The 11,191-nt window shown below is 74.5% G+C and carries 14 protein-coding genes; 8 read left to right on the top strand and 6 right to left on the bottom strand.

Annotated features, from left to right (window positions below; all coding sequences use genetic code 11):
• The first annotated feature begins 40 nt into the window (after positions 1–40).
• Genes ACLQ20_RS08920 through ACLQ20_RS08940 form a run of 5 tightly spaced genes read left to right on the top strand, consistent with a single transcriptional unit; the run spans position 41 to position 2,716 of the window.
• A complete protein-coding gene (locus ACLQ20_RS08920; RefSeq protein ID WP_225852209.1) occupies positions 41–631 on the top strand; it encodes a sulfite oxidase-like oxidoreductase in 591 nt (196 codons plus the stop codon).
• Positions 628–1,362, top strand: a complete 735-nt coding sequence (locus ACLQ20_RS08925; RefSeq protein ID WP_425854960.1) for a ferredoxin reductase — start codon at positions 628–630, stop codon at positions 1,360–1,362. Before ACLQ20_RS08920 ends, ACLQ20_RS08925 begins: the two co-directional genes overlap by 4 nt.
• A 20-nt stretch (positions 1,363–1,382) precedes the next feature.
• On the top strand, positions 1,383–1,676 hold the full coding sequence (locus ACLQ20_RS08930) for a DUF6510 family protein (protein WP_311410201.1): 294 nt from the start codon (positions 1,383–1,385) through the stop codon (positions 1,674–1,676).
• A gap of 53 nt (positions 1,677–1,729) precedes the next feature.
• On the top strand, positions 1,730–2,122 hold the full coding sequence (locus ACLQ20_RS08935; RefSeq protein WP_425854962.1) for a hypothetical protein: 393 nt from the start codon (positions 1,730–1,732) through the stop codon (positions 2,120–2,122).
• Between the two features lie 60 nt (positions 2,123–2,182).
• A complete protein-coding gene (locus ACLQ20_RS08940) occupies positions 2,183–2,716 on the top strand; it encodes a GNAT family N-acetyltransferase (RefSeq protein ID WP_151454797.1) in 534 nt (177 codons plus the stop codon).
• A gap of 39 nt (positions 2,717–2,755) precedes the next feature.
• Here the strand turns inward: ACLQ20_RS08940 and ACLQ20_RS08945 are convergent, their stop codons facing one another.
• Both ACLQ20_RS08945 and ACLQ20_RS08950 read right to left on the bottom strand, forming a co-directional pair.
• Positions 2,756–2,917, bottom strand: coding sequence for a hypothetical protein (locus tag ACLQ20_RS08945; protein WP_165947859.1), 162 nt, complete (start codon positions 2,915–2,917; stop codon positions 2,756–2,758).
• Between the two features lie 170 nt (positions 2,918–3,087).
• The gene (locus ACLQ20_RS08950; RefSeq protein WP_425854964.1) at positions 3,088–4,173 is read right to left on the bottom strand and encodes a hypothetical protein; all 1,086 of its coding nucleotides are present in this window, start codon (positions 4,171–4,173) and stop codon (positions 3,088–3,090) included.
• A 232-nt stretch (positions 4,174–4,405) separates the two neighbouring features.
• Here ACLQ20_RS08950 and ACLQ20_RS08955 point away from each other — a divergent pair, with 232 nt between their 5' ends.
• Together ACLQ20_RS08955 and ACLQ20_RS08960 are read left to right on the top strand one after the other, a co-directional pair.
• A complete protein-coding gene (locus ACLQ20_RS08955) occupies positions 4,406–6,559 on the top strand; it encodes a glycogen debranching N-terminal domain-containing protein (protein ID WP_425854966.1) in 2,154 nt (717 codons plus the stop codon).
• 51 nt (positions 6,560–6,610) lie between these two features.
• Positions 6,611–7,912 carry an NAD(P)/FAD-dependent oxidoreductase gene (locus ACLQ20_RS08960; RefSeq protein ID WP_151454800.1) on the top strand — a complete coding sequence of 434 codons (1,302 nt, stop codon included), beginning with the start codon at positions 6,611–6,613 and terminating at the stop codon, positions 7,910–7,912.
• Between the two features lie 59 nt (positions 7,913–7,971).
• On the opposite strand, the gene ACLQ20_RS08965 is transcribed toward ACLQ20_RS08960, so the two are convergent.
• Positions 7,972–8,766 carry a spermidine synthase gene (locus ACLQ20_RS08965; RefSeq protein ID WP_425854968.1) on the bottom strand — a complete coding sequence of 265 codons (795 nt, stop codon included), beginning with the start codon at positions 8,764–8,766 and terminating at the stop codon, positions 7,972–7,974.
• Positions 8,767–8,828: 62 nt separating this feature from the next.
• The gene (locus ACLQ20_RS08970; RefSeq protein ID WP_425854970.1) at positions 8,829–9,809 is read right to left on the bottom strand and encodes a DUF2267 domain-containing protein; all 981 of its coding nucleotides are present in this window, start codon (positions 9,807–9,809) and stop codon (positions 8,829–8,831) included.
• Positions 9,810–10,022: 213 nt separating this feature from the next.
• Between ACLQ20_RS08970 and ACLQ20_RS08975 the strand changes: the two genes are divergently transcribed.
• Entirely contained in the window at positions 10,023–10,337 is a 315-nt protein-coding gene (locus tag ACLQ20_RS08975) for a hypothetical protein (RefSeq protein WP_151454803.1), read from the top strand.
• Positions 10,338–10,411: 74 nt separating this feature from the next.
• On the opposite strand, the gene ACLQ20_RS08980 is transcribed toward ACLQ20_RS08975, so the two are convergent.
• Positions 10,412–10,756 (bottom strand): STAS domain-containing protein, encoded by a 345-nt coding sequence (locus ACLQ20_RS08980; protein WP_151454804.1) that lies wholly within the window; start codon positions 10,754–10,756, stop codon positions 10,412–10,414.
• A gap of 57 nt (positions 10,757–10,813) precedes the next feature.
• Complete coding sequence (locus tag ACLQ20_RS08985) at positions 10,814–11,155, bottom strand: STAS domain-containing protein (protein WP_425855356.1); 342 nt, start codon at positions 11,153–11,155, stop codon at positions 10,814–10,816.
• Positions 11,156–11,191: the final 36 nt, after the last annotated feature.

Consider the following 11,191-nt stretch of genomic DNA (forward strand, 5'->3'; position numbering starts at 1 on the left):
CGCCACCCACCCCGGGTGGTACGACTGACGGGTGGGAATCGTGTCACCGGGCTTCCAGGGCCGGCCCCGCTCCGCGGAGCCGGCCCTGCCGCCGGGGCAGTACCTGACGCAGGACTTCCCGGTGCTCTCCGCCGGCCCGACGCCGAGGGTGCCGCTGGAGACCTGGGAGTTCGTCATCTCCACCGAGTCCGGCGCCGAGTTCCGCTGGAGCTGGGACGAGCTGATGGCGCTGCCGCAGGAGACCCCGGCGGTCGACATCCACTGCGTCACCCGCTGGTCGAAGCGGGACACCGACTGGCAGGGGGTCTCCCTCGACACCCTGCTGGAAGGCATCGACACCGACGCCCGCTACGCGCAGGCCCACTCGTACGGCGGCTACACCACGAACCTGCCGCTGGCCGACCTGCGCGGCGGGCGGGCCTGGATCGCGCACCGCTACGACGGCGGCCCGCTGCCGGCCGAGCACGGTGGCCCGGCCCGGCTGCTCGTGCCGCACCTGTACTTCTGGAAGTCCGCCAAGTGGGTGCGCGGCATCCGGCTCACCACGGAGGACCAGCCCGGATTCTGGGAGACCGCCGGCTACCACGACTACGGGGACCCGTGGCGTGAGCAGCGGTACCAGGGCGATTGACCGCCCCGCTGCGCTGGCGGGTGGCCCGGCTGTGCGAACGCCGGGTCGAGACGCCCACCGCGCACACACTGGTGCTGGAGGCGCCCGGCTGGCCGGGGCACCTGCCCGGGCAGCACGTCGACGTGCGGCTGACCGCCCCCGACGGCTACCAGGCGGCGCGGTCGTACTCGCTGGCCGGTCCGGCCGAGGCCGACCGGATCACGCTGACCGTGCAGCGGGTGCCCGACGGCGAGGTGTCGCCGTACCTGATCGACGTCTACGCCGAGGGCGACCCGGTGGAGGTGCGCGGCCCGGTCGGTGGCTGGTTCGTCTGGCGCCCGGAGGAGACCGCCCCGGTGCTGCTGGTGGCCGGCGGATCGGGCGTCGTGCCGCTGATGGCGATGGTGCGCGCCCGCCGCGCCGCCGGCAGCCGGGTGCCGTTCCGGCTGGTCTACTCGGTGCGCACCCCGGCCGACGTGTTCTACGCCGACGAGCTGCGCCGCCGGGTCCGGGACGACCTGGGCCTGGACGTCGCGTACGTGTACACCCGCGAGGCGCCGCAGGACTGGCGGGGCGAGCCGCACCGGATCGGGCTGGCCGACGTGAACAGCCACGGCTGGCCGCCCGAGCTGGAGCCGCTCTGCTACGTCTGCGGGCCGACCGGTTTCGTGGAGACGGTGGCGGACCTGCTCGTCGGGCTCGGCCACCAGAGCCGGCGGGTCAAGACCGAACGGTTCGGCCCCACCGGCTGAGCGTCGAGGAGGAACGCCCGATGACCGACACGTCGTACCTGGACGGCAACATGCTCGACGGCCCGCTGCGGGAGCTGTTCGCCGTCGACCTGAGCACCGCCGCCGGGCGGTGCGAGCACTGCCGCATGCTGGGCCCGCTGGCCGGCCTGCGGGTCTACCCGCACGCCCCCGGCCTCGTCGGCCGCTGCCCGAACTGCGCCGAGGTGATGCTGCGGCTGGTCCGCTCGCCCGGGCACGCCTGGCTGGACCTGCGCGGGGCCACCTTCCTGCGGGTGCCGATGCCGCCGGAGCAGCCGTACCCGGGTCCGCTGTGAGGGCGGGGGAGGGCGGCGCGGCAGCGGCGGCCGGATCGGACGGGGGTCCGGCGGTGGGCGAGGACCTGCGGTCGCGGTCGGCGTCGGAGGTGTTCGACGACCACCTGCGGCTGGCCGCCGAGCACCGGTTCGCCGAGGACCTGGCGCGCAACGTGTCGCCGTCGTGCGTGGTCCTGGAACGGCGCGGCGTGTTCCGGGGGCACGCGGGTGTCGGGGAGCTGGCGCGCCTGCTGGAGGAGGAGCTGCCCGGCGCCCGCTACGTGTACACGAACCGGATGGTCGAGGGCCGGGTGGCGTTCCTGGAGTGGACGGCGCGGATCGAGGGCGTACGGGTCTGCGACGGGGCGGACTCGTTCCTCATCGAAGAGGGCTGGATCGTCGCCCAGACCATCCACTACACGCTGGAGCGGGTCGACGACGGGGCGGACCAGCAGGCCGGTCCGTGAGGGCCGGGGCGCCCGCGACCCGCTGGACAAGGGCGGCGCGCACGGCGACAGTGGTCTGCCGTGAGGTATCTGCGTACATCAGGTCCGGCCGCCATCCGTCGGCCCCGGCCGGCCGACGAGGCCGAGTTCGTCGCGGCGGCCCGCCGCAGCCGTGACCTGCACCATCCCTGGCTCGCCGCCCCCGACGACCCGGCGCGGTACGCCGCGTACCTGCGCAAGATCCGCCGTCGGGACCACGCCGGGTACCTGATCTGCGACCGGGACAGCGGGGCGATCGCCGGCTACGTCAACATCAGCGGGATCCTCATGGGCGCGTTGCGCGGCGGCTACCTCGGCTACGCCGCCTTCCTGCCCCACAGCGGAACCGGACACGCCTCCGCCGGCATCGGCCTGGTGGTCCGGCACGCCTTCGACACGCTCGGCCTGCACCGATTGGAGGCGAACATCCAGCCGGGCAACGAGCCGTCCCGCCGGGTGGCCCGCAAGCTCGGTTTCCGGCTGGAGGGTTACTCGCCGGACTACCTGTTCATCGACGGGGCGTGGCGCGATCACGAACGGTGGGCGATCACCGCCCCGTGTCCCGCCGGCGAATAGGCCGGTGGCGGCACGTCACGACCGCCACCGGCCGCCGGGTCAGCGCCCGGGCCGGCGTGCCTCGGGCCGCTGGCCGTCGAGGCGCACGAACCGCCCCTGCTTGTGCTCGACGCGCCGGCGCTGCCGGGCCGTGAGCTGCGGGCGACCGCTCTGCCGCAGGTAGATCGGCTGCCGCCGGTCGTTCGACATCGGTGTGCTCATGGCGCTGTCCTCCCGTCGCTCGGGTGGCGGTGGAGCACCACCGTGCCGCCGGGGCGGGTGAGGTGAACCCACCCGCCCCGGGTGATCCGGCGCGGCCGAATCGACTGCGGTCGCTTCGGGCGCGGGAGGCGGCCGTGGTCGCGTCGGGCGCGGCAGACGGCCGTGTCGCGTCAGACGCGGGAGGTGAAGGTCGCCAGGAACCGGTGCGGGGTGACCACCCCGGCGTTGTCGAAGCAGATCACGTCCACCTCGACGTCGAGCGCGGTCGACCAGGGCTGGGTCAGGTGGCAGTAGTTCGAACCGACCCCCTGCGCCACCACCTGGGCGTGCGTCTCCGCGACTCCGAGCTGCGGGAACTTCGCCAGGTAGCGGCCGGCCGGGGCGATCGCCGCGACGGTGTTGGCGCCGACGCCGAGCACCGAGTTGTCGTTGGTCGGCCCGCCCACCGCGGTGCCCAGGTAGCCGAAGCGCGACGGCGGGGCGAGCGAGCCGATCACCGGCCGCCGACGGTGGTAGGACAGGGCGAAGTCGGTGGCCGCCGGCGCGCCCGCCTGGTCGAAGCAGGACACGTTCGCGGCCACGTCGACGCCTGAGAAGGACCAGCTGCCGATCTTGCAGCGGCGCGGTGCCGCGTTCGGCTGGACCGCGGTGACCTGCACGTCGCCGGCCAGCGCGCCGGCGAGCCCGACGCCCGGCAGCTTCACCGCCCACTGGCCGACGCCCAGTGGTCCGATGCCGTTCGCCGCCCCCGTCGAGTTGTACGACTGGACGAGCGCGCCGCCGGCCTGTTGGACGTACGCGTGGGCGGTGCCCGGCGGCAGCACGCCGCTGCTGGTGGTCCACAGGACGGTGAACGGGGTGTCGTCGCGGTCCCCGCCCGGCTTGTGGCACTGCACGTCGACGATCTGGTCGGGGCCGGAGGAGAACCAGCGGACGACCTCGCAGTAGTGGCCGGTGCGGTTGACCGGGGTCACGTGCGGCACCCCCCGGGCGCCGGCGCCGATCTGCGGGAAGCGCACCTGGAACCGGCCCGGGGCGAGCTTGCCCCCCTGCGCCCAGGCGGCGGGGAAGGCGGTCTTCCAACTGCCCCACTGCCGGGTGGTGTCGAGCACCGTCCAGGCCGACACGGTCGGGTCCTTGACGTAGGCGAAGCCCCACAGGTCGGCGGTGGCCGCCACGGCCGGGCCGGCCGGCGCGAGTGCGCCGGCGGCCAGCACGGCGGCCAGCGCGGCGGCGGCGAGCGAACGGAGTCGCATCTTTCCTCCTGATGACGACGGTCGGGTCGGCAAGCAGCGTGCGCCGAGACCGGGGCCGTCACTGTCGGCAACCGCACAGTCGCGTGTCGTAAGTCCGCCGCTGTCGGCACCCGGCCTGGGGCCCGTCGGCCGAGGGCCGTGGTTCCGCACGGCGTCCCCCCGTGAACGGTTCCGCGCCGGTTCATCCGGAGCGGGTGATGACGGACAGTGGCGGTCTTCCTACGGTGGAGGCATGGCTGTCGTTCGTCCGACCCCCGCCGACCCCACACCCGGCCTGCGGGCCGCCGCCGGGCAGAGCGGCGACCAGCGGGCCATGCCGCCCGAGCTGGGCCCGGACTCCATCGCGGTGCTCAGCGGCCCGACCTTCATGTACTCCGACCCCTGCGGGGACGTGCCGCCGGGCAGCATCGGCGGTTTGGTGCACCTGGACACCCGGCTGCTCAGCGGCTGGGTGCTCACCGTCAACGGCGAGCAGCTGCTGGTGCTGCGCGCCGAGACCGTCGACCACTACTCGGCCCAGTACGTGCTGACCAACCCGGCCCAGTCCGGCCTGCCACCGGACAGCCTGGGCATGCGGCGGCTGCGGTACGTCGGCGACGGCTTCCACGAGCGGGTGGAGATGGTGTCCTTCCGGCCGGAACCGGTCCGGTTGGAGCTGCGGCTGGCCGTGGGCGTCGACTTCGCCGACCTGTTCGAGGTCAAGTCGGGGGTTCGGGACCGCTCCGCGGAGATCACCCGCAGCCACGCGCAGGACGGCTCGGAACTGTGCTTCACGTACGCCCGGGGAGATTTTGCCGCCGAGACCCGGGTCTGCTGCTCCCGGCCGGCGGACCGCGTCGAGGGCGACGACCTCGTCTGGGACATCACCCTGCACAGACGGGAGGAGTGGTACGTCGACCTGCACGTGCCGCTGCCACCGGGAATGGGGGTGGTGGAGCCGGTCCGGGGCGACATCGCCGACGTGTTCCACCGCCGCGCCGACGACCCGGTGCGCCGCTGGGCCCTCGGGCGGGCGGTGCTGCGCAGCGACAACCAGGCGCTGGCGCGGACGCTTGCGCAGACCCGCGACGACCTGGCGGCGTTGCGCCTCGACCTGGAGGTCAAGGGGCAGCGCATCATGCTCCCCGGCGCCGGCCTGCCCTGGTTCCTCTCCGTCTTCGGCCGCGACACCCTCATCACCGCGTACCAGACGCTGGTCGCGGGCCCGGCCCTGGCGAAGGGCGCGCTGCTCGCGCTGGCCCGGTTGCAGGGCGAGAAGTGCGACGACTTCACCGACGAGGAGCCCGGCAAGATCCTGCACGAGGTGCGCAGCGGCGAGCTGACCAGGACGGGAGTGAAGCCGTACGGGCCGTACTACGGCTCTGCCGACGCCACCCAGCTCTGGCTGGTCCTGCTGTCGGAGTACTGGCGGTGGACCGGCGACGACGAGACCGTGCGCTTCCTGCGTGACAACGCGCTCGCCGCGCTGCACTGGATCGACCGGTACGGCGACCGCGACGACGACGGATACGTCGAGTACGCGACGCGCTCCCCGGAAGGGCTGGGCAACCAGTGCTGGCGCGACTCCCCGGACGGCGTCTGCTTCGCCGACGGCCGCATCCCGGTGCTGCCGATCGCCACCAGCGACCTGCAGGGCTACACCTACGACGCGAAGCTGCGCCTGGCCGAGCTGGCCGACGGGCCGCTCGCCGACCCCGACCTGGCCCGCCGGCTGCGCGCCGACGCCGAGGCGCTGTACGAGCGCTTCAACCGCGACTTCTGGATCGACGCCCGGGGCGGCTTCTACGCGGTCGGGTTGGACGGCGACAAGAACCCGATCGACTCGAAGACCTCCAACATGGGGCACCTGCTGTGGAGCGGGATCGTGCCGCCGGAGCGGGCCGGCGCGGTGGTGCGGCAGCTGATGGGCGAGGACATGTTCTCCGGTTGGGGGATCCGCACGCTCTCCTGGGACGACCGGCTCTACAACGCCCTCGGCTACCACCTGGGCACCGTCTGGCCGCACGACAACTCGCTGGCGGCGCTCGGCATGGCCCGCTACGGCTACCGGGCGGAGGCGAACCGGGTGAGCCTCGCCCTGCTCGAGGCGGCCGAGCAGTTCGGTCACCGGCTGCCGGAGGCGATGAGCGGGTTCCCCCGGGAGCGGCTGCTCTTCGCGATCCCGTACCCGACCGCGTGCAGCCCGCAGGCGTGGGCGGCCGGCGCGCCGCTGGCCTTCGTCCGGGCGATGCTCAACCTGAACCCGGTGGATGGCCGGCTGGTCCTCGACCCCGACATCCCGCACGAGATCGGGCGGATCGCCGCCGAGCGGGTGCGGGCGTTCGGACGCTGCTGGGAGGTGGAGGCGGTCGGGCAGACCGGGCACGTCCGGCTGGCGGAGTGCTGAGTCGTCCGACCCGCCACGTTTGCCCCGCCCCGGGGTGGGAACGGGGCGGCAATGACGAAACCTCGTGTGGTGATCGTGGGGGCCGGGTTCGCCGGTTACCACGCGGCGAAGACGTTGAGCCGGCTGGCCCGGGGCCGGGCCGAGATCGTGGTGCTGAACTCCACCGACTACTTCCTCTACCTGCCGCTGCTGCCCGAGGTGGCCGCCGGCGTGGTCGAGCCCCGACGGATCTCCGTGCCGCTGACAGGGACGCTCGACGGGGTGCGGGTGCTCATCGGCGAGGCCGACCACGTGGACCTCCAGAACCGCTGGGTCGGCTTCACCCAGCCGGAGGGGGACCGCAACCGGATCGCGTACGACCGGCTGGTGCTGGCCGTCGGCAGCGTCAACAAGCTGCTGCCGATCCCCGGTGTGACCGAGTACGCCCACGGCTTCCGTGGCCTGCCCGAGGCCCTCTACCTGCACGACCACGTGATCCGGCAGATCGAGCTGGCCGAGCAGACCGACGACCCGGCCGAGCAGCAGGCGCGCGCCACGTTCGTGGTCGTCGGCGCCGGCTACACCGGGACCGAGGTGGCCGCGCACGGCCAACTCTTCACCGACGAGTTGGTCTCCCAGCGCCCCCGACTCAAGATCCGCCCGAAGTGGATGCTGCTCGACGTCGCGCCCCGGGTGCTGCCGGAGCTGGACCAGCGGATGTCGGAGACCGCCGACCGCGTGCTGCGCCGTCGGGGCGTGGACGTGCGGATGGGCACGTCGGTGGCCGTGGCGACCGCCGACGGGGTGACGCTCACCGACGGCGACTACGTGCCCACCTGCACCCTGGTCTGGTGCGTCGGCGTGCGTCCCGACCCGTTCGTCGCCGAGCTGGGACTGCGCACCGAGCGGGGCCGGCTGGTCGTCGACGAGTACCTCAGCGTCCCCGGCTTCCCGGAGGTGTACGCCTGCGGCGACGCGGCCGCCGTGCCGGACCTGGCCCGCCCGGGGCAGATCTGCACCATGACGGCGCAGCACGCGCAGCGGCAGGGCAAGCTGGCCGCGCACAACATCGCCGCCTCCTACGGGCAGGGGCGACGCAGGCCGTACAAGCACCACGACCTGGGCTGGGTGGTCGACCTGGGCGGCAAGGACGCGGCGGCGAACCCGTTGAAGGTGTCGCTGTCCGGGCTGCCCGCCAAGGCGGTCACCCGCGGCTACCACCTGCTGGCGATGCCGGGCAACCGGATCCGGGTGGGCGCCGACTGGATGCTCGACGCCGCGCTGCCGCGCCCGGCCGTGCAGCTCGGCCTGGTCCCGGCCAACGCCGTGCCGCTGGAGAGCTCCTCGCCTGAGGTGGCCGTCCGGGCGCGCTGACCGCCGCCCGGTGCGCTCGCGGCCGACCGCCGACAGGTTCCGCTCCCTGGGCGGTCGCCTCAGCGCGGGGCGAGGGCGGCGTCCGTGGCGGGACGGGCGCCGGCGACGAACGCGTCCAGGGTCGCCCCGTGCAGCACCCCGCCGGGCACCGGATCCCGTGCGGCCCGGGCGGACAGCCGGGCCACCGGCAGCCGCCCGGGGCGCAGCGCGGCGGCGAACACCAGGTTGCCGTACCGCCGCCCGCGCAGCATCCGGCGGTCGGCGACCAGGCAGACGTCGGCGAAGACCGCCCGCAGGGTGGCCGCCTGGACCCGGGCGAAGACCAGCGGCGGCAGGTCGGTCACGTTGACCAGGAGTACGCCGTCGGGGCGCAGCGTCCGGGCCACCTCGGTGACGAACTCGACGCTGCGCACGTGGGCGGGCATCCGCGCCGCCCGGTAGATGTCAGCGAGCACCAGGTCGTAGCCGGCCGCGGGCGCCCGGGTCACCGCGTCCCGGGCGTCGGCCACCCGCACGTCGACGCCGACGGGTGGCGCGGGCAGTTCCCGCGCCACCAGGTCGACCACGGCCGGATCGCGTTCCACGACCAGTTGCGGCGAGCCGGGCCGGGTGGCGGCCACGTAGCGGGGCAGGGTCAGCGCGCCGCCGCCCAGGTGCAGCACGGCCAGCGGCCGGCCGGGCGGCGCCGCCAGGTCGGCCACGGCGGCCATCCGCCGTACGTACTCGAAGTGCAGGTGCCGGGGATCGGCCACGTCCACGTAGGACTGCTCCACGCCGGCGGCGAGGAGCGTACGCCCGGTGGGGCGGGCCGGGTCGACGACCAGCTCCAGCCGGGGCGCCTCGGAGGGGTCCACCCCGGCAGGCTAGCCGAGCCGGGGCGGGCCGGCGGGTGGACGTCCGCCGGCCCGTACGCCGGTCAGCCGGTCGCCATCCCGGCGCCCGCCTCGTCGATCGCGTCGTCGACGGCGTGGGCGAGGTCCACGTCCATCGCGGTCACCGCGCCGGCCTGCCGGGACCGTACGGTCAGTACGGCGGTGCCCGGGTCGGGGCGACCGATGCGCGGGCCGCGACCGGTCTCCTGGCGCAGCCGGTCGATCCGGTCCAGCACCCGGTCCAGGTTGTCCGCCGGCAGCTCCAGCGTGCGGGACAGCGCCTCGCCGTCGCCGGACCAGTAGGGCAGCGCGCCGAGTGCCTCCCGCAGGTCGGTGTCGCTCAGCGGGGGCGTCGCGCTGACCGCGCCGACCACCCCGCCACCGACGGACGGCGGCTCCAGCAGGTCACGCAGGCCGTCCGGCACGTGCAGCGACTCGACCAGGTCGCCGTCGTGGTCGGCCAGCGCCGCCACGGTCGCCTCCGCCTGGTAACGGGCCTGCTCCGGGGTACGGCCGCTGATCCGGCCCACCTCGGCCAGGAAGCCGGGCAGGTCCGGGCGTCGCCTGATGCCGTCCACGGGAAGGACGTCGTGCAGCTTCGTCGGCACCGCTGCCAGCAGCCGCCGGCGTTCCGCCTCGCCGAGGGCGAAGGCCAGGACCAGCACGGTCGACTCGACGCCCACCTTGGCGGTCCGGAAGTCGGTACCGGTACGGCGGACGACGTCGTCGACCAGCGCGTGGTAGCCCAGCGGGGTCCCCTCCGGCGCACCCGAGCCCCGGTCGGGCAGAGGGCGGGGGGACTCCGGGACGCCCGCCGCTGGCGGCGCCGGCCCGCCCCGCGTGCTGTCCGGCTTGTGGCGGCTGCCGGCCGGCGGCGGACCGGCGCGCTTGCCCTGCTCCAGGTGGGTGAGCTGCTTGGAGGCGCTCAGGCTGGCCCCCGTCTCGCTGGCCTGCATGCCGCGCTCCCGGGCCTGGCGGGCCAGCGCGCGGCGACGTTGGTTGTCGCCCTCCATCTGCTTGCGCATGGTGACACCTCGCTTCCGCTGGTGTTTCCTCGCTTCCGCCGGTCGCCTTCCCGCCGGCGCCGGCACCGAAACGGACGCCGACGGCCGGGCCGGCGATGCCCGGATGGGCGGCGGGACAGCTTCATCCGGCGGGGGTGAGGGGCGGTCACCCGGCGGGAGCCGACGATCGCAGCGGACCGGAGAACTTCCGAGAACGCGGAAGGACAGGTCGTGATGAAGAGGATCGTCGAGATCGTTCCCGCCCGACCCGGCTGGTACGCCCGCTGGCGCCTCTCGCCCGAGGACACCCGCTGCTACCCCGTGAGCCTGTGGGCGCTGCTGGAGGAGGGCGACGGCTCGGGGCGTGAGGTGGTCGGGGTGGACTGCATCGGGCAGTGGCCCGGGGCGGACGACAACGAGGCGGGTGGGGTGTTCGTCCGCTATCTCTTCCAGACTCCCGATTCCGGGCCGCCGGAGGACGCCGAGCCGCCGACGACGGGCCAGCGGCGGACCACCGGACCCCGGCTGCAACCACTCACCGCACCCTGAGCCTCACTCCGGCCCCCGGCCCCTGGTCCCAGGGTCGGGGGCCACCCCTCGCCCCGCGCGGAGCCCGGCCGGCCTCAGCCCGCCCGGCGGGTGGCGCCGTCGGTGCCGTGTTCCACCGCGAGCAGCTCGGTCAGGCCGGTGCGGTCGAGCAACTGCTGGAGCTGGGAACCGACCCCGGTGAGCCGGACCGCGCCCGTGCCGTCGTGATGGGCGGTCAGGAACGCGCTGAGCCCGGACGAGTCGCACAGGCTGACCGCGCTCAGGTCGAACAGGAGCTCCTGGTAGCCGTCCCGGCGCAGCTCGGCGGTGGCGGCGACGAGCTCCGGGGCGGTGTCGAAGTCCAGCTCACCGGACAGCCGGAGCCGGGCGCGCCCGGCGTCGAGCCGGGTCACCTCGATGGTCAACAGCTGAGCGGCCATGCGCCCATGTTCCCAGTCGCGGGCCCGGGTGCAAAGCGGGGGGCCGGGCGGAGCGCGTCAGGCGGTGCCGGCGTCCTCCGCCGCCGCCAGGCTCTCGCCGAGCGGCCGGGCGAGCAGGCCCGCGACGCCGGTCAGGTCGAGGATCGTCGCCAGGAACCGGGGCACGGCGCGCAGCCGGAGGGCGGTGCCGCGCTGCTGCCCCTCGCGCCACGCGTGCACGATCACCCCCAGGCCGGTGCTGTCGATGAAGAGCAGGTCGGTGAAGTCGAGGACGAGGGCCGGCGGAGCGCCGGCGAGGATCCGGTCGACCTCGGCGCGCAGCGGCCCGGCGGTGGTGTAGGCGAGGTCGCCCCCGACCCGGATGAGCGGTGCGGCGGGATCGGACCGGTCGACGGTCATGCTCAACGGAGTCGCCTCGGGTTGGCTCCGACGGGA

Origin of the sequence: Micromonospora sp. DT46, assembly GCF_049841735.1 — a bacterium.
GTDB lineage: Bacteria > Actinomycetota > Actinomycetes > Mycobacteriales > Micromonosporaceae > Micromonospora > Micromonospora reichwaldensis.